The organism is Enterobacter cloacae complex sp. P42RS (assembly GCF_014930595.1).
GTDB lineage: Bacteria > Pseudomonadota > Gammaproteobacteria > Enterobacterales > Enterobacteriaceae > Enterobacter > Enterobacter bugandensis.
On sequence record NZ_JADBRK010000019.1, the window covers coordinates 56,063 to 78,030 of the forward strand.

Annotated in this window: 20 protein-coding genes and 1 riboswitch; of the genes, 9 read left to right on the forward strand and 11 right to left on the reverse strand. The window is 55.1% G+C overall.

Going from position 1 to position 21,968, the window contains the following annotated elements; translation table 11 throughout:
* Nucleotides 1-15: 15 nt before the first annotated feature.
* Nucleotides 16-915, forward strand: a complete 900-nt coding sequence (yegS, locus tag IM314_RS18545) for a lipid kinase YegS (protein ID WP_088204811.1) — start codon at nt 16-18, stop codon at nt 913-915.
* Nucleotides 916-983: 68 nt separating this feature from the next.
* On the opposite strand, the gene fbaB is transcribed toward yegS, so the two are convergent.
* Complete coding sequence (gene fbaB, locus IM314_RS18550; RefSeq protein WP_008500869.1) at nt 984-2,036, reverse strand: class I fructose-bisphosphate aldolase; 1,053 nt, start codon at nt 2,034-2,036, stop codon at nt 984-986.
* A gap of 250 nt (nt 2,037-2,286) precedes the next feature.
* Here fbaB and IM314_RS18555 point away from each other — a divergent pair, with 250 nt between their 5' ends.
* From IM314_RS18555 to IM314_RS18565, 3 genes are read left to right on the forward strand one after another with little or no spacing between them, the layout of a single operon-like run.
* Nucleotides 2,287-3,564, forward strand: a complete 1,278-nt coding sequence (locus IM314_RS18555) for a nucleoside permease (protein ID WP_028013818.1) — start codon at nt 2,287-2,289, stop codon at nt 3,562-3,564.
* The gene (locus tag IM314_RS18560) at nt 3,561-4,565 is read left to right on the forward strand and encodes an ADP-ribosylglycohydrolase family protein (protein WP_045629844.1); all 1,005 of its coding nucleotides are present in this window, start codon (nt 3,561-3,563) and stop codon (nt 4,563-4,565) included. The genes IM314_RS18555 and IM314_RS18560 overlap by 4 nt, the downstream gene beginning before the upstream one ends.
* Nucleotides 4,562-5,515 (forward strand): PfkB family carbohydrate kinase, encoded by a 954-nt coding sequence (locus IM314_RS18565; protein WP_193358796.1) that lies wholly within the window; start codon nt 4,562-4,564, stop codon nt 5,513-5,515. Before IM314_RS18560 ends, IM314_RS18565 begins: the two co-directional genes overlap by 4 nt.
* Here IM314_RS18565 and IM314_RS18570 read toward each other — a convergent pair.
* The 4 genes from IM314_RS18570 to IM314_RS18585 form a co-directional block, all read right to left on the reverse strand.
* Entirely contained in the window at nt 5,489-6,235 is a 747-nt protein-coding gene (locus tag IM314_RS18570) for a GntR family transcriptional regulator (protein WP_028013821.1), read from the reverse strand. The two genes, IM314_RS18565 and IM314_RS18570, sit on opposite strands and share 27 nt — an antisense overlap.
* 42 nt (nt 6,236-6,277) lie before the next feature.
* A complete protein-coding gene (gene thiD, locus IM314_RS18575) occupies nt 6,278-7,078 on the reverse strand; it encodes a bifunctional hydroxymethylpyrimidine kinase/phosphomethylpyrimidine kinase (protein WP_028013822.1) in 801 nt (266 codons plus the stop codon).
* Nucleotides 7,075-7,845 (reverse strand): hydroxyethylthiazole kinase, encoded by a 771-nt coding sequence (gene thiM / locus IM314_RS18580; protein WP_193358797.1) that lies wholly within the window; start codon nt 7,843-7,845, stop codon nt 7,075-7,077. Before thiM ends, thiD begins: the two co-directional genes overlap by 4 nt.
* Before the next feature lie 35 nt (nt 7,846-7,880).
* A riboswitch (TPP riboswitch) is annotated at nt 7,881-7,978 on the reverse strand.
* Between the two features lie 74 nt (nt 7,979-8,052).
* Nucleotides 8,053-8,244: a hypothetical protein gene (locus tag IM314_RS18585; protein WP_193358798.1), complete on the reverse strand. Its 192-nt coding sequence runs from the start codon at nt 8,242-8,244 to the stop codon at nt 8,053-8,055.
* Between the two features lie 376 nt (nt 8,245-8,620).
* Between IM314_RS18585 and IM314_RS22010 the strand changes: the two genes are divergently transcribed.
* Nucleotides 8,621-9,700 (forward strand): YadA-like family protein, encoded by a 1,080-nt coding sequence (locus IM314_RS22010; RefSeq protein ID WP_227008592.1) that lies wholly within the window; start codon nt 8,621-8,623, stop codon nt 9,698-9,700.
* A gap of 159 nt (nt 9,701-9,859) precedes the next feature.
* On the forward strand, nt 9,860-10,330 hold the full coding sequence (locus IM314_RS18595) for a hypothetical protein (protein WP_193358799.1): 471 nt from the start codon (nt 9,860-9,862) through the stop codon (nt 10,328-10,330).
* Nucleotides 10,331-10,378: 48 nt separating this feature from the next.
* Here the strand turns inward: IM314_RS18595 and IM314_RS18600 are convergent, their stop codons facing one another.
* A complete protein-coding gene (locus IM314_RS18600; RefSeq protein WP_193358800.1) occupies nt 10,379-11,812 on the reverse strand; it encodes a glycoside hydrolase family 32 protein in 1,434 nt (477 codons plus the stop codon).
* Nucleotides 11,813-11,829: 17 nt separating this feature from the next.
* Nucleotides 11,830-13,071 (reverse strand): MFS transporter, encoded by a 1,242-nt coding sequence (locus IM314_RS18605; RefSeq protein ID WP_193357241.1) that lies wholly within the window; start codon nt 13,069-13,071, stop codon nt 11,830-11,832.
* Between the two features lie 236 nt (nt 13,072-13,307).
* Here IM314_RS18605 and IM314_RS18610 point away from each other — a divergent pair, with 236 nt between their 5' ends.
* From IM314_RS18610 to IM314_RS18620, 3 genes are all read left to right on the forward strand, one after another.
* The gene (locus tag IM314_RS18610) at nt 13,308-14,315 is read left to right on the forward strand and encodes a LacI family DNA-binding transcriptional regulator (protein ID WP_193358801.1); all 1,008 of its coding nucleotides are present in this window, start codon (nt 13,308-13,310) and stop codon (nt 14,313-14,315) included.
* A gap of 343 nt (nt 14,316-14,658) precedes the next feature.
* Nucleotides 14,659-16,035 (forward strand): diaminobutyrate--2-oxoglutarate transaminase, encoded by a 1,377-nt coding sequence (locus IM314_RS18615; RefSeq protein ID WP_014884533.1) that lies wholly within the window; start codon nt 14,659-14,661, stop codon nt 16,033-16,035.
* 18 nt (nt 16,036-16,053) lie between these two features.
* A complete protein-coding gene (locus IM314_RS18620) occupies nt 16,054-17,520 on the forward strand; it encodes an aspartate aminotransferase family protein (RefSeq protein ID WP_028013828.1) in 1,467 nt (488 codons plus the stop codon).
* A gap of 36 nt (nt 17,521-17,556) precedes the next feature.
* Here the strand turns inward: IM314_RS18620 and IM314_RS18625 are convergent, their stop codons facing one another.
* The 4 genes from IM314_RS18625 to IM314_RS18640 form a co-directional block, all read right to left on the reverse strand.
* A complete protein-coding gene (locus IM314_RS18625) occupies nt 17,557-18,072 on the reverse strand; it encodes a protein disulfide oxidoreductase (RefSeq protein WP_047363118.1) in 516 nt (171 codons plus the stop codon).
* A gap of 75 nt (nt 18,073-18,147) precedes the next feature.
* Nucleotides 18,148-20,322, reverse strand: coding sequence for a polysaccharide biosynthesis tyrosine autokinase (locus tag IM314_RS18630; RefSeq protein WP_060571619.1), 2,175 nt, complete (start codon nt 20,320-20,322; stop codon nt 18,148-18,150).
* Nucleotides 20,322-20,771, reverse strand: coding sequence for a protein-tyrosine-phosphatase (locus IM314_RS18635; RefSeq protein WP_028013831.1), 450 nt, complete (start codon nt 20,769-20,771; stop codon nt 20,322-20,324). Before IM314_RS18635 ends, IM314_RS18630 begins: the two co-directional genes overlap by 1 nt.
* Nucleotides 20,771-21,910, reverse strand: coding sequence for a polysaccharide export protein (locus IM314_RS18640; protein WP_193358802.1), 1,140 nt, complete (start codon nt 21,908-21,910; stop codon nt 20,771-20,773). The genes IM314_RS18635 and IM314_RS18640 overlap by 1 nt, the downstream gene beginning before the upstream one ends.
* Nucleotides 21,911-21,968: the final 58 nt, after the last annotated feature.

The following is a 21,968-nucleotide window of genomic DNA, read 5'->3' on the forward strand; positions in this document are numbered from 1 at the left end:
AAGGGAGCAGCGCGGATGGCAACCTATCCAGACAGTTTATTGATTCTCAATGGCAAAAGTGCAGGCAACGATCCGTTGCGTCAGGCGATTATGGGTTTGCGTGACGACGGCGCACGTATCCACGTGCGCGTGACGTGGGAAAAAGGCGACGCGGCACGCTATATCAACGAAGGCTTAGCGTTAGGTATCAGCACCATCATTTCCGGCGGCGGCGATGGCACCATCAATGAGATCGCCTCTGCGCTCATCGACCTGCCACCGGCAGATCGCCCGGTGATGGGCATATTACCACTCGGCACCGCCAATGATTTTGCCACCAGCGCCGGGATCCCGGAAGATTTAGAGAAGGCGCTTCAGCTGGCGATCCTCGGCAAAGCCACCGCCGTGGATATCGCCCAGGTGAATGACAAAACCTGCTTTATCAATATGGCGACGGGTGGATTCGGCACGCGCATTACCAGCGAAACGCCGGAAAAACTGAAGGCGGCGCTGGGCGGCGTGTCGTACCTGATCCACGGATTGATGCGTATGGACACCCTCAAGCCGGACCGATGCGAAATTCGCGGTGAGGATTTTCAGTGGCAGGGCGACGCGCTGGTAATTGGGATTGGCAACGGACGTCAGGCAGGCGGCGGACAGCAGCTCTGCCCGGAGGCGCTGATTAACGATGGTCAGCTACAGCTGCGCATTTTCACCGGCGACGGTCTGCTGCCCGCGCTGTTTACCACGCTGACGCAGCCGGAAGAGAGCCCGAATATCATTGACGGTAAATCGGCGTGGTTCGAGGTGAATGCTCCGCACGGGATGACGTTTAACCTCGACGGAGAGCCTCTTAGCGGGACGCAGTTCCGCATTGAGGTATTGCCCGGCGCGCTGGAGTGCAGGCTGCCGCCGGACTGTGTGCTTTTGCGCTGATGTTTCACACGGTGCGCGATGATGCCCTCACCCCAACCCTCTCCCGCAGGGAGAGGGAGATGGAGACGTCAGGCAATTGTGACTTTACTGTCCAGATAGACGTCCTGAACCGCATTGATCAGCTTCACGCCGTCGGCCATTGATTTCTTGAACGCCTTACGGCCAAGGATCAGCCCCATGCCGCCCGCGCGTTTGTTGATAACCGCCGTACGCACCGCATCGGACAGGTCAGTATCGCCGCCCGCCGCGCCGCCGGAGTTAATCAGCCCTGCACGACCCATATAGCAGTTCGCCAGCTGGTAGCGCACCAGGTCGATCGGGTTATCGCTGGTCAGCTTGCTGTAAACGCGGTCATCGGTGTAGCCAAAGTTCACCGCTTTATAGCCACCGTTATTCTCCGCCATTTTCTGCTTCACGATGTCCGCGCCGATGGTGGCCGCCAGATGGTTCGCCTGGCCGGTCAGGTCGGCGGAGACGTGATAATCCACCCCGTCTTTTTTGAACGCCGAGTTACGCAGGTACGCCCATAGCACGGTCACCATACCCAGCTCGTGCGCGCGCTCAAATGCCGCAGAGATCTCTTCAATCTGACGACGAGACTGTTCAGAGCCGAAGTAAATCGTCGCCCCGACCGCCACCGCCCCCATGTTGAACGCCTGCTCGACGCTGGCGTAGAGGGTCTGGTCATACTCGGTGGGGTAGCTGAGAGTTTCGTTGTGATTCAGCTTCACGAGGAACGGAATGCGGTGGGCATAGCGACGCGAAACCGAAGCCAGCACGCCGTAGGTGGAGGCTACACAGTTACAGCCCGCTTCAATCGCCAGCTCAACAATATTCTTCGGATCGAAGTAGAGCGGATTCGCCGCGAAAGAGGCGCCCGCCGAGTGCTCAACGCCCTGGTCCACGGGCAGAATAGAGAGATACCCGGTACCGCCGAGCCGTCCGGTGTTGTAGAGCGTCTGCATATTTCGCAGGACCGCAGGCGGACGGTTGTTATCCACCATCACGCGGTCAACGTAGTCGTGACCAGGAAGATACAACTGGTCGGCTGGAATGGTCATACAACGATGCTGTAAAAGGCTGTCGGCGTCTTTGCCAAGCAACTGCGCAATATCAGTCATGTGATACTCCCGTAAATCCGACGTCGTGTCGGTGTGTGTTTATCCAGTCCCATCTTTTATGGGCAGACTAAGCCTGGTACCGACTTAACAGATTTTCCACCATATGCATTTTTTTTCAGCACAATCTGCTGGCTCGATTCGTGTACAACAAAACTGTTACATTGATCAAACAATCGCCACAAAGGTATTTAAAAGGTATTATTGAGTGGTATGTTAAAGGCGTACCTTATCTGACATGCAGGATTAAAAAATGAAAACGAAAGTCCAACTGTCATTCATGATGTTTGTTGAATGGTTTATCTGGGGCGCGTGGTTTGTGCCATTGTGGCTGTGGCTGAGCAAAAGCGGGTTTACCGCCGGGGAAATTGGCTGGTCTTACGCCTGTACCGCGATTGCCGCGATCCTCTCTCCTATCCTGGTCGGCTCGCTGACGGACCGCTTCTTCGCCGCGCAGAAAGTGCTGTCGGTGCTGATGTTCGCCGGCGCGATCCTGATGTACTTCGCCGCGCAGCAAACCCAGTTCAGTACCTTCTTCCCGCTGCTGCTGGTCTATTCCCTGACCTATATGCCGACCATCGCGCTGACCAATAGCATTGCCTTCGCGAACGTAGACGACGTTGAGGCTGATTTCCCGCGTATCCGCGTGATGGGCACTATCGGCTGGATCGCCTCGGGGCTGGCGTGCGGGTTCCTGCCACAGATGCTCGGCTACAGCGATATTTCCGATACCAATATTCCGCTGCTGATGACCGCAGCCAGCTCCGCCCTGCTCGGCGTCTTTGCCCTGTTCCTGCCGAACACGCCGCCGAAAAGTACCGGCAAGCTGGATTTCAAAGTGATGCTGGGGCTGGATGCGCTGGTCCTGCTGCGCGACAAAAACTTCCTGGTGTTCTTCTTCTGCTCGTTCCTGTTCGCCATGCCGCTGGCCTTCTACTACATCTTCGCCAACGGCTATCTCACCGAAGTGGGGATGAAAAACGCCACCGGCTGGATGACGCTCGGCCAGTTCTCAGAAATCTTCTTTATGCTCGCCCTGCCGTTCTTTACCAAACGCTTTGGTATTAAGAAGGTCTTGCTGCTGGGCCTGATTACCGCCGCCATCCGCTACGGCTTCTTCGTTTACGGCGGTGCGGAGCAGTACTTCACCTACGCCCTGCTGTTCCTCGGCATCCTGCTGCACGGCGTGAGCTATGACTTCTACTACGTGACCGCGTACATCTACGTGGATAAAAAAGCGCCGGTGCACATGCGCACCGCCGCGCAAGGCCTGATTACGCTGTGCTGTCAGGGGTTTGGTAGCCTGCTGGGTTACCGCCTGGGCGGCGTGATGATGGAAAAAATGTTCGCTTACAAAGAGCCGGTGAATGGGCTGACCTTCAACTGGGCCGGAATGTGGACATTTGGTGCAGTCATGATTGCCGTGATTGCCGTGCTGTTTATGCTGTTTTTCCGCGAATCGGATAAAGAGATCACCGCAATTGAGGTGGTTGATGGCGATACCGCGCTGACACAAGGGGAAGTTAAATGAAACAAGACCGTATTCTCGGGGCCCTTTACGGCCAGGCGTTAGGGGATGCGATGGGCATGCCGTCGGAGCTGTGGCCGAGAAAGCGCGTCAAGGCGCACTTCGGCTGGATCGACCGCTTTTTACCCGGCCCGGCAGAGAATAACGCGGCCTGCTATTTCAAACAGGCAGAGTTCACCGATGACACCTCGATGGCGCTGTGCCTGGCCGATGCGATCATCGAGTGCGACGGGGAGATTAACGCGGAGGTTATCGGCAAGCATATCCTGAACTGGGCACTTGATTTCGACGCGTTTAACAAGAACGTGCTCGGCCCGACCTCGAAAATCGCGCTTAACGCGATTCGTGACGGGAAGCCGGTCAGCGAGCTGGACAACAACGGCGTGACTAACGGGGCGGCGATGCGCGCCTCCCCGCTGGGCTGCCTGCTCCCGGCGACGCGGCTGGAGCACTTTGTGGACCAGGTGGCGCAGGCCTCCAGCCCGACGCATAAATCGGATCTCGCCATTGCCGGCGCGGTGGTGATTGCCTGGGCGGTTTCCCGCGCCATCGATGGGGAACGCTGGCAGAACATCGTCGATGCCCTGCCGGGGATCGCCCGCTATGCGCAGGAGGCGAAAACCACCACCTTCAGCGCGTCGCTCGCGGCACGCATTGAGCTGGCGCTTAAGACCGTGCGGGACGCCAACGGCATCGACTCCGCCAGCGAGCAGATTTATCAGCTCACTGGCGCAGGTACCAGCACCATTGAGTCCGTTCCGGCAGCCATCGCGATGGTGGAGCTGGCGGGAACCGACCCGAACCGCTGCGCCATTTTATGCGCCAATCTGGGTGGCGATACCGACACCATTGGCGCGATGGCGACGGCCATCTGCGGCGCGCTCCACGGCGTGCAGGCCATTGACCCGGCTCTGAAGGCCGAGCTCGACGCCGTTAATCAGCTCGATTTCGGTCACTATTGCGAAAAACTGCTGCACTTCAGGGAGCAAAGGGAGGGGGTATGAATGCATTTGCCCAACGTCTCGACACCCTGCACGCCACGCGCCCGGTGACGGTGCTGGGCGCGGCGGTGATTGACGTCATCGCCGACGCCTACGCCCTGCCCTGGCGCGGGTGTGATATCGAGCTTAAACAGCAGGGGGTGAATATCGGCGGCTGCGCGCTGAATATCGCCATCGCCCTGAAACGGCTCGGCATTGCGGCGCAAAACGCCCTTCCCGTCGGCCACGGCGTGTGGGCGGATATTATTCGTAACGCAATGGCGAAGCAGGATCTGCACAGCGCCGTGGAGGCTGAAACCGGCGACAACGGCTGGTGTCTGGCGCTGGTGGAGCCTGACGGCGAGCGCACCTTTATGTCCTTTAGCGGCGTCGAGAACCAGTGGCAGCAGCGCTGGCTTGACGAGCTAAACGTCCCGCAAAATAGCCTGGTTTATCTCTCCGGCTACCAGCTGGCCTCGCCGTGCGGCGAGCTGCTGACGGGCTGGCTTGAAGGGCTGGAGGACGTGACGGCGCTTATCGATTTCGGCCCACGCATCGCGGATATCCCCGACGCGCTGATGGCGCGGATTATGACCTGCAGGCCGATCGTGTCGCTTAATCGTCAGGAAGCGGAGCTCGCTGCTGAAAGGCTGGGCGTTGAGGCTGAAAACCTGGGCGAGGAGTGGCAGCAGCGCTTCGGCGCCGCGCTGATTGTGCGGCATGATAAAGACGGTGCTGCCTGGTATGATGGCGACGCATCGGGCGTTGTTCCGGCGTTTCCCGCCACGGTAGTGGACACCATTGGCGCTGGCGACAGCCACGCGGGCGGCACGCTTGCCGGGCTGGCGGCGGGATGGTCGCTGGCAGACGCCGTTCTGCTGGGGAATGCCGTGGCGTCCTGGGTGGTGAGCCATCGCGGCGGCGACTGCGCGCCCACTCGTGAGGAATTACTCCTCGCACACAAAGACGTATAGGTCGCTGCGACAGTAGCTGATGCTGTACTCAATCGGCCGGTGCTGCTGGTCAAGCGCAACCTGCTTGATCACCAGCACCGGTATTTTTTCGTCCATCTTAATGTGCGCCTGAAACTCACTGTCCGGCATGCGGGCGCTGACCCGTGAACGGGTGCGCTGCGGGAAGATATTCTGACTGCGGAAGTAGTCGTACAGCGAAATCCCTATCGCATCCGGTTCGGGAATGAGCCCAACCGGCACCCAGGACTCTTCAATCGACACCGCATCGTCATCCACATAGCGAATACGCTTCAGCAAAAAGACGTCGCTGTTCGGCTCCAGCGACAGGTGGCCCGCCACCTCTTCCGGGCATTTCACCACGCGTTTATTGACCCACAGCGTATTAGGCGTTTTACCGCGCAGCACCACCTGCTGAGAGAACCCGCGCGCTTCCTTGAGCGAGTATTCGAAGATGTTGTTAATTTGCGTGCCGTAACCCCGGGCACGCGTGACAACGCCCTCGGCTTCCAGCGCCTGCATCGCTTTGCGCACGGTGATCCGCGACACGCCGGTTAACTGGCTCAGATCTCGCTCGCCGGGCAAAATGTTCCCGTGCTCCAGCACGCCGCTGCGCACCGCGTTTTTTACCGTTTCGGCAAATTTCAGGTACAGCGGCGTGTTGTCAGGCGCGGCGATCCGTTCAGTCAGTTGAGCGATTAACCGGGTATGCGCTTGTTCCATCTCTGTTTTCTCAGGCGTGGTGTTTCCTGCCAGTATACTGGGTTACCACCACGCATGAAAATGATGAACCGGCCCAATACCGTGACCGACTTCCAGAGTATCGGCTTTTGCCAGCGCCGCCGACAGCCAGATTTTCGCTTCTCGCACCGTATCAGCCCAGCCGTCATGCCGCGGGCGCAGCGCCGCCAGCGCAGCGGAGAGAGTGCACCCCGTGCCGTGGGTGTTTTTGGTCTGTACGCGCGGAGCCGTAAAACGTTGCTCGCCGTCGCGGGTAAAGAGCCAGTCCGGGCTTTCAGCGTCATCCAGATGACCGCCTTTCATCAGCACCGCCCCGCAGCCCATCGCCAGCAGCGCATACCCCTGCTCTTTCATTTCGCGTTCAGTTTGCGCGTGCGACGTGCCTAACAGCGCGGCGGCTTCCGGCAGATTGGGCGTGATGAGCGCCACCTGCGGCAGCAGCTTATTGCGCAGCGTCTCAACGGCGGAGGCGGAGAGCAGCGGATCGCCGCTTTTTGCCAGCATGACGGTATCCAGCACCACGTTTTGCACCTGATAGCGCTTAAGCCGCTCGGCCACCGCCTCCACAATGTCCGTTTCGGCCAGCATGCCGATCTTGGTGGTATCAATCCGCACGTCGCTGAACACCGAATCCAGCTGCGCGGCAACAAAATCCGGCTCGATACGGTAGACCGACTGCACGCCGCGCGTGTTTTGCGCTACCAGCGCGGTAATCACCGAGCAGCCATACGCGCCTAGGGCCGAGAAGGTTTTCAAATCGGCCTGGATGCCCGCGCCGCCGCTGGGGTCGGTACCGGCAATGGTCAGGGCGTTAATCCGCTTCATGCTTGTTCCTCCAGCGTATAGAGCGCATCCAGGAAGGCGCTGGCAAAACTGCCCGGGCCACGCGACTGCGCAGCGGCGACCGTTCCGGCCCGCTTCATCCATCCGCAGGCGGTGGCAACGTTATCCAGCCTGTCCCCCGGCAGCGAGCAGCTCGCCGCCACAACGGCAGAAAGCGCGCACCCGGTTCCCACTACGCGCGTCATTAACGGGTCTCCGCCCGTTACCGTTCGGGTCCGCTCTCCGTCAGTGATGTAGTCCACCTCGCCGGTGACCACCACAATGGCATGGGTCTGGCGGGCCAACGCCTGAGCGGCAGGCAACGCGCTGGCGGCGGTGTCGGTGGTATCAACGCCGCGCCCACCCGCGCTCATTCCGGCCAGAGCCAGGATTTCGGAGGCGTTGCCGCGAATGGTGGTCGGGTTCAGGGCCAAAATTTGATGGCAAAAACGGGTGCGGAACGTCAGGGCACCCACCGCAACCGGGTCCAGCGTCCAGGGCTTGCCTGCCGCCACCGCGCTTTCAATGGCACGACGCATCGACTGGGCGCGCGGTGCGGTCAGCGTGCCGACGTTGATTAACAGCGCATCGGCTATCGCGGCAAACTGTTCGGCCTCTTCGGCCTCAATCACCATCGCCGGGGATGCGCCAAGGGCCAGCAAAACGTTGGCCGTAAAGGTCTTTACGACGTCATTGGTCATGCAGTGGGTCAGCGGAGAACGGGTACGGAAGTGGTGTAAAACGTGTAAATCGAGCAGGTCAGGCTGCATGGGTTCGCTCCTGCCTTGCGTGAAGAAGCGATGACCGGGAAGGCATCTGACTTCCCTACGCTGGCATTATCCAGATCAGGTAATACGGGTATTTCTCAGCCTTCAACGAAGAAGGGCACCCCGAGTCATTTGGTAAGAATTGACTTACTTTTGCCAGATTAGGGGAAGTTGCTGGCTGACGCAAGCGCCCTTGTGGGGATCGCTTCTTCACACAGGGTTGGTGCGAAAGAAAAGGCTGGCAGCGATAATTACAGAACTATTATGCCACTTCTTTAAATCAACACCCTTCGCTATAACATTTCCATTACGTCCAAAAAACATCCACTTTTTCAGAATGTAAGAAATAGCTCGACCAACATAATTTTTTTCCGCTTTCAGTAAGTCTATTTTACGTTTCATTAATCATTAAAACTTATTTCGAATGAAATATAAAGTAATCCCTAAATTGTTTAACCCCGCTAAACATTTAGCCTCTCAATCAAGGGGTTACCGCGAAACTCGCGTTTGGCCTCTCACCTTATAAGTTAATGTAAACATTGAGATATTTCCCTTCACCTCTTAAAAATTCACTTTGGATATTCATGCCGTTTATGATTTAGATCAATATCCAAAAGCTCGCATTAACTGATAGTTACTGCACGTTACGAATTAAGTGATTTATTCAAAATTTAACGTAACTCCGTTATTTTAATCGGGCGTAACCAGACGTTACATCAACACGCCAGGATAGCCAGCCTTGCCCTTTTTTACTTTTTAAATGATGAGTGTTTTACAAATGAAAGTTGTTAAAAATGCCGTTAGTGCTTTTGTATTTGGTGTTATTTTCACTGGCTCTATGAACGTAACTCAAGCAGCTGATGTAAACGTAAACCTTAACGATAACGTATTCAATTCAGGTACTTTTATTCAGGTTCAGGGCACTGACAAAACCGCTTATAATCTGGATAATATGAAAGCTGAAAATGTAAAACAAGACGGGCAGATCTATAACTTACAAGGCGATCGTGAGCGGATGCAAAACGAGATTGACGCAAGTAATGGTAATATCAGCACTAACGCCAATAATATTTCCTCTCTTCAGACTTCTGTCTCTGGTGTCGATCATGAAGCTAAATTAGCAGGCGCTCTTGCTGACACCGCTAATAAAAAAGGTGATGCGGCGTTACAGGGCGTGCTGACTAACGGAACTGCAATTACTAATATTGAAACTGTTAACGCTGTCCAGGATAGCCGCCTTGCAACTGTTGAAGCTACTAACGGTATACAAGATGGCCGCCTGTTAGCTCTTGAGAATGCCCCAAAACCAACTAATGGCGTTGATGGAAAAGACGGCGCTAAGGGTGAGAAAGGCGATACCGGCGCACAGGGCGTAGCCGGAATTAACGGACGTGACGGAGCGAATGGTAAAGACGGTAAAGACGGCAAAGATGGAAAAAATGGCGTGATGACCACTGTGACACGCACGCAGGTAGACACGACAACACAGGCTAAAGTCGCTACTAATAGTCAGGCGGTTACGGCCGAGGCTCAGGAGCTGCAGGCGACCAAACAGACATTACAGGCTCTGAATAACAACGCTAACCAGCAATTTAAATCGCTGCGTGAGGAAGTCGATAATAACAAGAAAGAAGCAAACGCGGGTATCAGCGGCGCGATGGCGATGGCCGGTTTACCTCAGGTGCAAACAAATCAGCGCGTGATGTTCTCGGCTGGCGGTGCGACTTACAACGGTGAAAGCGCGTTAGCGGTTGGGGCGTCGGTTAACTTTAACGAACATATGGTTGGTAAAGTGAGCTTCTCTGATGACACAGCAAATAATATGGGGGCTTCAGTCGGCGTAGGGATTGGCTTTTAATAAATAACCAGTATGACAAAATACATTGTCATCTCTGTAATAGTGTACCTGATGCTTATTATCGTTGGCGCATGGTTAGGTATTATGTATCAGGCTTATTATATTTGTGGCTATTAAACCTTCTTCTATAGAATATATTTCACCAAAGGTATCATCGTAATGATAAAGTCACTCTTAGCGGTATTAATAGCTGGTGCTGCCATCCTGCTTTCTGCGTGTACTTCAACTGCTCAGCGCATGGCCGAATGTGAGCGCCAGGGCATTAGCAAAGATACCTGCTACCTGGCTGAGCAAAATCGCCAGAATGCTTATAATGAAGCCGCACAAAATGCAGCATGGGCGAACGCGCGTGATGCCGCAGCGGGTACGGGTATCTGGGCTAAAAAAGACGTGAAACAACATGCTCAGGCGGGCAAAGCGATACACGCCTTTAAATGGGAAGGAATGAAGATCACAATTAAAGGCGAGATCCTGGATGTCGATGGCGTATTGGACGCGCTGGATGAAAATGAGCCTCAGGCAAAAGTTTATTCACAAGGGCTATACACCTTCATTTACTATCCTGCTAAAGGCAAATTAGCGGTGAGTAAAGAAGGAAAGTTCGAAGGCTACGCAACAAAGATTAAATAGAAACAGAGGCGACACCTGTCGCCTTTTTAATTTGCAGGCCTTAACGTATTACTCTAGCTGCCACGCCCCGGCATCAATAAGCGATGCGGTTCCCGTCCAGGCAAACATTGCCAGTTCGCGCGCCCCTTCATCAGGATAAATGCGGCTGCTCAGGCACGCCTCCCCTTCATTGAAAAACACTTCCACTGACGAACTGTCAACGAACAGGCGCAGGCTTAGCGTGTCGTTCAGGTTCAGCGCGACGCTTCGGGTACCGCACAGGCCATACTGCGGATAATAACGCTCCAGCACCAGGCGCTGCATCTGCGCATCAACGTAGAGACGGAATCCGTCGCCAAGACGAATGCCGTACTGCTCCGCGCTGCTGTTAGAACAGTCCCACTGCAGAATGATCTCCATCGCATCGCAGCTTTCCACCTGAACGATCTGCTGATTGTTGAGCGTGCTCACCGGCCAGGGGAACCACGCTCCCCGCAAGCTTTCCACTTCTCTGGCTGGCCGCATCTGCAGGCGGTTATCCGCGCTTAGCGTCAGCTCGCGCGGTAAGGAGAGCATGCCAGCCCACCCGTCCTGCTGTTCCGGAAGGGGAGATTCCCACATGTCCAGCCAGCCGATAACGATGCGGCGGCCGTCAGGCGTCAGGAAGCTTTGTGGCGCATAGAAATCATGCCCGCTATCCATCTCCACAAACTCACCTTCACGCACGAAAGGTTGGCCGGGCTGCCACTCCCCCAGCAGGTAACCGCTCTGGAAAAGATTGCGATTTTTGAATCCCTCCGCAGCCAGCCCCTGAGGTGAAAACATCAGCACGCGTTTGCCGTTGAGGGTGAAAAAGTCCGGGCATTCCCACATATAACCCATCTCTTTTTCAGCCACCGCAAGCACGCCCATATCCTGCCATTCGCGCAGGTCGTCAGAACGGTAAACGCGCACCTGGCCCGTCTCGCCATCCCGCGCGCCGACAACCATGTACCAGCGCTCCCCTTCCCGCCACACTTTTGGATCGCGAAAGTGATGCAGCCCAGGCGGCGTGTCAACGATCGTTCCTTGTCGCGTAAAATGGACGCCATCACGGCTGGTTGCCAGGCACTGCACCTGGTAAAGGTTAGCCTCGTCATCCGGATCGCCGTGGAATTTGTGGCCGGTATAAATCAGCGCCAGCGTATCGCCATCCACCACCGCCGAGCCGGAAAAACAGCCGTCCTTATCCTCTGGCCCTTCCGGTGCCAGCACCACCGGGAGGTGTTCCCAGCGAACTAAATCCTTGCTGCGCGCATGGCCCCAGTGCATCGGCCCCCACTGGGTCGAGTACGGATGATGCTGGTAAAACGCGTGATACCAGCCGTCAAACCACACCAGACCATTCGGGTCGTTCATCCAGCCGGCACGCGCGGCGAGGTGGTAACGCGGATACCAGCGCAGGTTAAGATCGCCGCGTTTGGCCTGTAATGATTGTTCAGCTTTGGCAATGGAATACATCATTTGTTTACTCTTTTCAGTCAGATAGTGGAGGGTTGCGGCATGAGCGGGTCAGAAGAAGACTTACCCGAGCGCAACAGGAAGATGGAGATGAGCGTGGTGCTGAAAACTAACAGCCCCATAATGAGATAGGATTGGGCAAAGCCGTATTTCTCATAGCTGTAACCCGCCAGCGGCGACAGCACAGACGCAATCACCGAGCTTGTACAGGCAAAGCCCACCAGATAGAGCGTGGAAGAGAGCCGCTTATCAAAATGTAAGCTGTTGTATTTAAATATCGAGACCAGCAATACGGGCAGTTCTACCGCGTGCAGCAGCTTGGTAATGGAGATGAGCACCGGCCCCTCAACCAGACCGGATGCCACCATACGCATTGCCATCACCATTCCCGCGAATATCAGGCCGTTTTTCGCGCCGAGGCGGTTCACCAGCCACGGGGCGCAAAACATGCCCGCCGCCTCAAGGAAAACCTGGAAGGAGTTGAGATAGCCGTACATGGCGTTCCCTTCCTGCAACGTCGGGAACTGTGATGAGAAATAGACCGGGAACTGCTGATCGTAAACGCCGTAAATGCAGGTGCCGATAACGAAAAACACCAGCGCCCAGAAACGCGGCAGCGTCAGCAGGCGCAATGCGTCTTCCAGCGTCACCTTGCCACCGGACACCGCTTCCTGCATGGCGTGCGGTGCGGAAGAGACCCGCAGGCGCGCGAGCAAAACAAAAAACACCAGCCCGGCGCAGCTCGCGACAGCGAAATTCAGCTTCGGATTGATGTTAAACAGGAGCCCCGCAAAAAAGGTTGCCGCCGCCCAGCCAAGCGATCCCCACATTCTCGCCTTGCCGAACTCAAACTGGCTCTGACGGGCTACGCGTTCGGTATAGGATTCCAGCACCCCAATCCCACCGTTAAACGTCAGGCCAATAAAAATCCCACCGAAAATACTGCCCAGCAACACGTTAATTTGCAGCAGATAGCCAAACAGCAAAAAGGCCGGACCGGAAAGAATAAGCAGACTGGTCAGAAACCAGAGCAGGTTTTTGCGCAGGCCGAGTTTGTCCTGAATAAATCCATAGCAGATTTGAGCAAACAGTGCGGAGACGGAAAGCACGGCATAGATAACGCCCGTGTCCCCCGCTTTTAACCCCACTTCCTGGTGGAGCCAGATAGAGAGCAACGAACCGGAAGATGACCAGGTGACAAAAAAGAAAAACAGTAATGCGCTCAGTAAGGGATAGCTGTGAGAGTGATGCGTTTTCATCATGGCATTCTCGTGTTGGAGTAATGACCAAATGGTAACGTTAACATCCATGCTTTCTCATGCTGCCTGATTAAGATTTAAGATGTTAATCACGAAAGTTAACGTTAACATTAAGGAAGTGAGATCGCGATCATAAATTTATAACTGAAATAAGCATGACTTAACCTGGTCATCAGCCTTCCTTTTACATCAGCGACTTAGTTGTATACCCTCTCACAGAGCATTAACGGAGTAAGAAAATGGCTTCCCTGAAGGACGTCGCAAAGCTGGCTAACGTATCGCTGATGACGGTTTCCCGCGCGCTTAACAGCCCGGAGCGCCTTAAACCGGAAACGCTGGCGCGCGTACAGTGGGCTATCGAGCAAACCAGCTACGTTCCCGATCTGTCCGCCAAGAAAATACGCGGCGCGAATGCTTCGCCTAAAACCATAGGCGTGCTGGCGCTCGATACGGTCACGACACCTTTTTCGGTGGAGATTACGCTGTCCATTGAAGAGACGGCCAGGATGCACGGCTGGAATAGCTTCGTCATGAATATGTTTGCTGACGACAATCCGGATGCCATTGTCGATCTTCTGCTCTCCCATCGGCCAGACGGGATTATCTACACCACGATGGGGCTACGTCAGGTTCCTCTTCCTGCCAAGCTGCTCACCCTCCCCTGCGTGCTGGCCAACTGCGAGAGTGTCGGTGAAAAGGTCGCCAGCTATATCCCGGATGATGAACAGGGGCAGTACGCCGCCGTCAGGGCATTACTCGCAGAAGGCTATCGGCAGCCCCTGTGTCTGCATTTACCTGTGGGCCATCTGGCCACAACCCGGCGCCGTCAGGGGCTTGAACGCGCCTGCCGTGAAGCCGGAATCGACCCGGACAGCCTGGAACATGCGTATATGGCGCACGGGGATGAGCATTATCGTGATATTCCGACCGCATTGCTGGCGCGTATCCGGAACGGCATCCCGCGGTTTGATTCTGTTATCTGCGGTAACGATCGTATCGCGTTTATGGTGTACCAGACGCTGCTGGCGCAAGGGCTTCGCATCCCTGAAGATGTCGCGGTTATCGGCTATGACAATATGGTGGGCATTGGCGAGCTGTTTTTGCCGCCTCTTTCAACGGTTCAGTTGCCCCACTACGAAATTGGTCGCCTGAGCGCCCTGCACATTATTAACGGAGCACAACACCGGGAAACGACGCGCGTTGAAAGTCCATTTTTAATGCGTGATTCCATGGCGCGCGCCATGTGACTACCGCTTTTTGTCGTTGATGGAAAAAGAAGGGGGTATGAAGGCAGCATACCCCCTTCTTTTGTCAGCCAATGGCACGATTTGTCACACTCTTTTCTGTCATTTAACAACCCGAACAAATGCCGAATAAGCAATTGTTTTTATTGCCAATAAAGTGCAATTTTCTTTTTAAAAATGGTGATATTGCCTCTCCTGTGCTCCATGTCACAAAACAGTAAACAAATTAACCATTGAGCCCCGTGACAAAAGGCTCTATATTGGCGGCGTTTTTTTCAGGCCCCATCTGTTTTTTAACTTTTTATTCAATCGTGGCTCATAGCGAAGCGGCGGTTGTAGGAGTGATATGATGACGGATAAAGTCCGTATTGACACCGTAGATGCCCACAAAAGCAACGAAACCTATCTGGCCCGTCAGGCCGAGTTTGAATCTAACGTCAGGAGTTATCCGCGCAAACTGCCTTTAGCGATTACTAAAGCAGAAGGCGTGTGGATCACCGATGCAGATAATAAAGAATACCTTGACTGTTTAGCAGGCGCAGGGACCCTTGCGCTTGGCCATAACCATCCTGATGTGCTGAAAAGCATCCAAAATGTCATTACCAGCGGCTTGCCGTTACACACTCTGGATCTGACTACGCCTCTGAAAGACGCGTTTTCTGAATATCTGCTCTCTCTGCTGCCTGGTCAGGGCAAAGAATACTGCCTGCAGTTCACCGGTCCATCCGGTGCCGACGCCGTTGAAGCGGCGCTGAAGCTGGCGAAAAAAGTGACCGGCCGTAGCGGTATCATCAGCTTCTCTGGCGGTTACCACGGCATGACCCACGGCGCACTGTCCGTGACCGGTAACCTGTCTCCGAAAGAAGCTGTTGACGGTATGATGCCAGAAGTGCAGTTCATGCCTTACCCGCACGAGTACCGCTGCCCGCTGGGTATCGGTGGTGAAGCGGGCGTGAAAGCGCTGACTTACTACTTCGACAACCTGATCAACGACGTTGAAAGCGGCGTGCGTAAACCTGCCGCGGTGATCCTGGAAGCCGTTCAGGGCGAAGGCGGCGTGAACCCGGCTCCGGCTGAGTGGTTGCAGCGCATTCGTAAAGTGACTCAGGAACACGGCATTCTGCTGATCCTCGACGAAGTTCAGGCTGGCTTTGCCCGTACCGGTAAATTCTTCGCCTTCGAACACGCAGGCATCGAGCCAGACATCATCGTGATGTCTAAAGCGGTTGGTGGCGGTCTGCCGCTGGCCGTGCTCGGTATCAAAAAGCAGTTCGACGCATGGGCGCCAGGCCACCACACCGGTACTTTCCGCGGCAACCAGCTGGCAATGGCAACCGGCCTGACGACGCTGAAAATCCTGAAAGACCAGAACATCGCGGGCAAAGTGGCTGCACAAGGCGAATGGCTGAAAGGCCAGCTGAAAGAGATGGCAAAACGTTATCCGGTCATCGGTCACGTGCGCGGTCTGGGCATGATGATCGGTATCGAGATCGTTAAGCCACACGAAGCTGCTGACCATATGGGCTGCTTCCCTGGCGACGGCGAGCTGTCTGCGCTGATTCAGAAGAAGTGCTTTGAAGCCGGTCTGATTCTGGAGCGTGGTGGTCGTAACGGTATCGTTCTGCGCCTGCTGCCTTCCCTGCTGATCAGCGACGAAGAACTGAAAATCTTCCTGGATAAATTCGAGCAGGCACTGCTTGCTGCGGGCGTTCGCCCGGCGTAACCGGAGTAGTTGATTACGATGTCAGATTCAAACCCAATTTTGTTCTCCTCTGCGCAGAGCATTGAAGCTTACCAGCAGGCGATTGAACAAAGCACTCAGGCTGTGATGCAGTGGCTGAAGCAGCCTGAGATGTACCAGGGCAAAACGGTCGCGGAGCTGCGCGACCGTATTAAGCTGGATTTCAACCCGAAAGGGCTGGGCAACGAAGCGGCGATTGAACGCGCCGTGGAGTTCTTCCTGAAAGACAGCTTGTCCGTTCATCACCCGCAGTGTGTGGCGCACCTGCACTGCCCAAGCCTGGTGGTAAGCCAGGCGGCGGAAGTGCTGATCAACGCCACTAACCAGAGTATGGACTCCTGGGATCAAAGCCCGTCCGCAACCATTATTGAGATCAAACTGATCGAGTGGCTGCGTACCCGCGTGGGTTATCAGGCTGGCGACGCGGGTGTGTTCACCAGCGGCGGTACCCAGAGCAACCTGATGGGTCTGATGCTGGCGCGTGACGCATTCTTCGCGCGTCAGGGCCACTCCGTTCAGCAGGACGGTCTGGTGGGCGATCTGCGCAAAATTCGCGTGCTGTGCTCCGAAAACGCGCACTTCTCCGTGCAGAAAAACATGGCGCTGATGGGCCTGGGCTATCAGTCCGTAGTGCAGGTGAAAACCGACGAGTTCTCCCGCATGGATCTGACCGATCTGGCGGCGAAAATCGAGCAGTGCAACGCGAACGGGGAGCAGATTCTGGCCATCGTCGCGACGGCAGGTACTACCGATGCCGGTGCTATCGATCCGCTGCGTGCCATTGCTGAACTGGCGGCGAAGCAGAACATCTGGGTACACGTTGACGCGGCCTGGGGCGGCGCGCTGCTGATGTCCGATCAGTATCGTCACTACCTGGACGGCATCGAGCTGGTGGATTCCGTCACCCTGGACTTCCACAAGCAGTTCTTCCAGACCATCAGCTGCGGCGCGTTCCTGCTGAAAGAAGCGCGTCACTATGAGCTGATGCGCTATCAGGCGGCCTACCTGAACTCTGAGTTCGACGAAGAAGCGGGCGTGCCTAACCTGGTGTCCAAATCTCTGCAGACCACCCGTCGTTTCGACGCGCTGAAGCTGTGGATGAGCCTGGAAGCACTGGGTCAGGAGCAATACGCGGCGATCATCGATCACGGCGTAACGCTGGCGCAGCAGGTTGCGGCCTACGTGAAAGAGCAGCCTGCTCTGGAACTGGTTATGCAGCCACAGCTGGCAAGCGTGCTGTTCCGCTTCCGTGGCCAGGTGCAGATGGACGACGCGGGCATCGCCCTGCTGAACCAGAAAATTGGTGATGCGCTGCTGGAATCTGGCCGTGCAAACGTCGGTGTGACCGAGCATAACGGCATCACCTGCCTGAAGCTGACTCTGCTGAACCCAACCGTGACGCTGGAGGATATCAAAATCCTGCTGTCGCTGGTTGAGCGCACCGCGCAGGAAGTTCTCGCGAAGTAATACAAAACCCCTCTTCCGTCGGAAGAGGGGTTATCTTTATACGCCTGCCCACCACATTCTGATTTTCAATCCCCAGTAGCTCGTCCAGCCCGTTGTGGTACTGACTACTTTCCCCTTTGACACAATCACCAGCGTCGGCGTTACGCTCACCTGCCACTGCTGCGACACGGCACCGTTTGCATCGTTAATCACCGGCATACTCAGGTTTTTCTTTTCAGCCCAGCGAGCGAGCTTTGCATCATCACCGGAGCGCATGGCAATGCTTACGACGTTACCGCCCTCTTTTGCCAGCTTATCGACCGCAGGTGTCGTATAACGACAGATGCTACACCAGGTTGCCCAGACGTAAATCAGCAGGGGGCGCTCCTTGCTGAGCGCCGCGATATCGTGAATGTTACCGTCGATGCTCTGCATAGGCGTTGCGCTAAAGCTGGCGGGTAATGACGGCTTTCGGTATTGATCCACGCCCCACAGGACCGCCAGCGTAAGCAGAATGAGTATGATCCCTTCCCGCGCCCAGCGGCGCAGGCGACTCAATTTACGGTTATCCATTATGACCTCTCGATTTAACGGAGGTCATCTTAGCGGGCTATTCGGCGTCATGCTGTAAAGAAGTGTCGCGTCACTTTATTCCGGGGTATAGCCGTAGTTGTAATGGCTATAACCCGAGTGGTAATAGAACGCAGCGGATTTCACAATATCATTGAGAATCGCGCCTTCAACCTGGACGCCCATCTGCTGCAGACGCTTCCGACAGTTTTCGATCTCTTTGACGCTGGTTTTACCGAAACGGGCAACCAGCAATGTGGTTGCCGCGGCTCTGGCGACGAGTAACGCATCCGTTACGGCCAGCACCGGTGGCGTGTCAACAATCACGATGTCGTACTCTTTGTCTATTCGCGACATTACCGTCTGGAAGCGCTCATTCATGAGCAGCTCGACAGGATGTGAAGGCTGAGGCCCACAGGTCAAGACATCAAAGCCACCTTTCTCGGAGCGTTGAATCGCATCCTGCCACTCTACGCTTCCCCCCAGCACGCTGGACAAGCCATGCTGGTTGTTCAGTTTGAAAATATTGTGAACATATCCCTTGCGCATATCCGCATCAATAAACAGTACCCGTTGACCTGCCTGAGCGGCAATCGACGCCAGCGAGGTGCTCACCAAAGTCTTTCCGCAGTCCTGCGAAGGGCCTGAAATCACCACTATCCGATTAACGGCATTCATCATGGTAAAATGCAGACTGGTGCGTAACCCGCGAACCGCCTCGACAAATATATCCGCCGGACGGTCAACGGGCGGGAAAGGTACGTTTGACGTCCTGTGCTTCCAGTGGGAAGCAAACAGCGTCCTTCTGCGTAAATGCGTTTTTTTCCATAGCCACACTGAACGCGGGAGCGTAGCCAGAAGAGGCATTCCCTGCGCTTCCAGCTGTTCAGACGAGGTGATGCCCCGTTTAAACGCAGAGCGCACCAACACCGTTCCTGCAGAGAGCATCAATCCCACCAGCATACCGAACACAATGATAATCACTTTGTGCGGTTTGACGGGTCCAGGCTGCGTTACTGCAGGGTCAATGATCCGCACGTTTCCGATGGCGCTGGAGCGCGAGATATTCAGCTCCTGCTGACGCGTCAGCAGCTGCAGATAGATGGTGCGCCCGGACTCAACGTCACGGCTTAAACGCAAAATTTCCTGCTGTGTAGAAGGCATGGATGAGACGCGGTTATTCAGGCGCGTACGTTCCTGCTCGAGGGTCTGTTTTTTTTCCCGTAAGGCGCGGTAGGTTGGGTGATCCTTTTTGAAAAGCTGAGAAACTTCTGCTTCGCGGAACGTCAGCTCGTTAAGCTGATTTTCAACATTAACAACCTGATCGAGAACCGTCTTCGCCTCAAGGGATAGATCGACAGAATCGCGCTGCTCTCTGTAGGCGTTCAGTCGTGCTTCGGCTTCATCCAGTTCGCGCCTGATTTTAGGTAATTGGTCCTGTAAAAACGTCAGGCTGCGGGTATCTTTAGCTTCCTGGCGCGCAATATTCTGGCTGAGATAATTTTCAGCAATGGTGTTGAGCACCACGGCGATCTTGTCAGGGTCCTCGCCCGTCAGCGTTAAGCTGATAATTCCGCTCTGCTTCGCCGACTCAGAAACAATGAGTCGGCGCTGAAGGGCGTTAATTGCTTCAAGCTTTGTGACGGTTTTGAGGGCAAACCGGGTGCCTGGTGCCGCACTGAGCGAGGTGACAAGCAGCGTTACTCCGTCTTTAACCAGCGTTTTCCCAACAACGCCATCAGCCTCAAGCGTTTTTCCTTCGAGGTGATACCGGCCCTGCTCCTGAACGGTCAGTAAAAGTTCCTGTGGCTTGTCTTTCAGAAGAGGAAGGGTAAGCGCGCCAATTGTCAGTTCACCGGCTTTACGCCCTCGTTCCAGCAGCGGCCCAATGACGGGCAGCACGCGCCGTTTGACGCTGTACGTTAGCCCCAGCTTATCAACGGTCTCCCCCAGAATCATCCGCGACTTGAGCAGCAAGAGTTCGGGCGCAACATCAGGTGAAAGATCGGTACCAAACTGGCTTAAGCTTTTGAGCAACGAGTTGTCCTGCTTCGCTTCTATCTGCACAAGGGCATCAGCCTGATAGATTGGTGTGACGCTATACGCATAGATCCCGGCGCATACGGTGAACAGGAGCGTGATGCACGCTATCATTACCCGATGATCAAACATCTCAGCCAACAGCTGAATGAGATCAATTTCTTTATCATGCGGTGTCGCAGCACCAAATTTGTCTGATTTATGAGACGACATTACTGCTTCATTCCTTGTTGACGCAAACGACGAGCCCATTCCTGACTGGCTTTTCCTAACTGCTCGAAAACATATTCGAAGGCTTCCCGGCTTTTGCGATACGGGTCGGGAATGTCCTTTGTTTCCAGCCACTGACCAAACAACAGCGATTTCCCCCGATTCTCCGGCGCCACTGAGGCAATAAAACGGAGATGCTCTGGCTCCATCACCAGAATCAAATCGGATTTTTGTAACAGAAAACGTGTGACCTTACGCGCCACGTGACCTTCCAGCGAAACGCCATGACGTAAGGCGACTGCCTTTGCAGTCGCATCCGCCGGGCGTCCTTCAAGCCCGAAAATACCTGCCGAGGTCACCTGCGCGTCGGGTAGCTGCTGGCGCAACAGCCGCTCACCAATCGGTGAACGGCAAATATTGCCGGTGCAAACCACGAGAATTGAATTGAACATTATTGCGGCCACGATCTGATGTAACGGACGGTTTCGGTCAGGTCATGTACGCCACTGATGGTGGGTACCAGCTGGGCGATCACACGATTCCAGCGTGAAAGCGGTGCCGTCGTGACATAGACAATGTCGTACGGTTCCAGCTCGAATTCTGTGCTCAGCACCATGGCTGAGGCATCTTCCGCATTGAGTTGATAGATGTTGGCGATTTTATCTTTCTCGCCTTTTCGTGAAACCGGGCGAATAACAAAAATCCCGGTTGCATCGGCCATATTCTGGTTCAGCCCGCCTGCATTCCCCAGGGCTTCGGCCAGCGTCATGCCGCTACGATCCATCTTAAGGGTGCTCTGTTTAACCACCTCGCCCATCACAAACACTTTCAGCGCGTCGTTCCGGGGAACAAACAGGATATCGCCCGGATAAAGCAGCTTATTTTGGGTTAAATCGCCATGTTGCATCAGAGCATAGAGGGAAAGGCGCGAGTCCTGGCCATCATGCGTGAGCACGACGTTACGCCAGTCGGCATCCGCAGAGAGACCGCCCGCGGCGTTCACCGCATCCATTACCGTCAATGGAATATTGGTTATTGGCTGCTGGCCCGATTTCTCAACCTCTCCGGTGATATAGGCTTTTTGAGAACGGAAGGAGGCAACGCTGACGTCCACCTGAGGGCTCTCAATGACCTCATCCAGCCGCGCGGTGATCTCCTCACGTACCTGCGAAACCGTTTTGCCCACCACTTTCAGCTTGCCGACGTAGGGGTAGAAAAGCGTACCATCGGCGTTAACCCAGTTACCCGCGTCGCTCGCGCTACGGTACTGCCCTGCGGGCGTCGTGAGTTCAGGGTGATCCCAGACGGTGACCGTCAAAATGTCCCCTGTGCCAATGCGGTATTCCCAGTTTTTGAGCTGCTCATCCAGAGTAGGATTTGCCTGAGATTTAGAAACGGGTGGGCGCAGTTTTTCAATCAATCCAGGGGTTAAAGGAAAAACTTCCACGCGTTTGTCCAGCGGATCGTTAATTTCCTCACCGGTAGTGACTTTTTTCCCGGAAAGACTTAAGTTCTGGCCTGGTGAAAATACACATCCTGTTAGCTGGCTGAGAGTCAGAAAGGACAGTAAAAGAGCAGTTGTATTTTTCATTTATATAAAATGTTGATTTATCGTTGCGCTGGGTAGTTAACTCGCAAAAGAAAGCAAG

Coding starts and splice junctions, on each gene's coding strand:
- yegS (WP_088204811.1), top strand. CDS start 16: ATGGCAACCTATCCAGACAGTTTATTGATTCTCAATGGCAAAAGTGCA.
- fbaB (WP_008500869.1), bottom strand. CDS start 2,036: ATGACTGATATTGCGCAGTTGCTTGGCAAAGACGCCGACAGCCTTTTA.
- IM314_RS18555 (WP_028013818.1), top strand. CDS start 2,287: ATGAAAACGAAAGTCCAACTGTCATTCATGATGTTTGTTGAATGGTTT.
- IM314_RS18560 (WP_045629844.1), top strand. CDS start 3,561: ATGAAACAAGACCGTATTCTCGGGGCCCTTTACGGCCAGGCGTTAGGG.
- IM314_RS18565 (WP_193358796.1), top strand. CDS start 4,562: ATGAATGCATTTGCCCAACGTCTCGACACCCTGCACGCCACGCGCCCG.
- IM314_RS18570 (WP_028013821.1), bottom strand. CDS start 6,235: ATGGAACAAGCGCATACCCGGTTAATCGCTCAACTGACTGAACGGATC.
- thiD (WP_028013822.1), bottom strand. CDS start 7,078: ATGAAGCGGATTAACGCCCTGACCATTGCCGGTACCGACCCCAGCGGC.
- thiM (WP_193358797.1), bottom strand. CDS start 7,845: ATGCAGCCTGACCTGCTCGATTTACACGTTTTACACCACTTCCGTACC.
- IM314_RS18585 (WP_193358798.1), bottom strand. CDS start 8,244: ATGAAACGTAAAATAGACTTACTGAAAGCGGAAAAAAATTATGTTGGT.
- IM314_RS22010 (WP_227008592.1), top strand. CDS start 8,621: ATGAAAGTTGTTAAAAATGCCGTTAGTGCTTTTGTATTTGGTGTTATT.
- IM314_RS18595 (WP_193358799.1), top strand. CDS start 9,860: ATGATAAAGTCACTCTTAGCGGTATTAATAGCTGGTGCTGCCATCCTG.
- IM314_RS18600 (WP_193358800.1), bottom strand. CDS start 11,812: ATGATGTATTCCATTGCCAAAGCTGAACAATCATTACAGGCCAAACGC.
- IM314_RS18605 (WP_193357241.1), bottom strand. CDS start 13,071: ATGATGAAAACGCATCACTCTCACAGCTATCCCTTACTGAGCGCATTA.
- IM314_RS18610 (WP_193358801.1), top strand. CDS start 13,308: ATGGCTTCCCTGAAGGACGTCGCAAAGCTGGCTAACGTATCGCTGATG.
- IM314_RS18615 (WP_014884533.1), top strand. CDS start 14,659: ATGATGACGGATAAAGTCCGTATTGACACCGTAGATGCCCACAAAAGC.
- IM314_RS18620 (WP_028013828.1), top strand. CDS start 16,054: ATGTCAGATTCAAACCCAATTTTGTTCTCCTCTGCGCAGAGCATTGAA.
- IM314_RS18625 (WP_047363118.1), bottom strand. CDS start 18,072: ATGGATAACCGTAAATTGAGTCGCCTGCGCCGCTGGGCGCGGGAAGGG.
- IM314_RS18630 (WP_060571619.1), bottom strand. CDS start 20,322: ATGTCGTCTCATAAATCAGACAAATTTGGTGCTGCGACACCGCATGAT.
- IM314_RS18635 (WP_028013831.1), bottom strand. CDS start 20,771: ATGTTCAATTCAATTCTCGTGGTTTGCACCGGCAATATTTGCCGTTCA.
- IM314_RS18640 (WP_193358802.1), bottom strand. CDS start 21,910: ATGAAAAATACAACTGCTCTTTTACTGTCCTTTCTGACTCTCAGCCAG.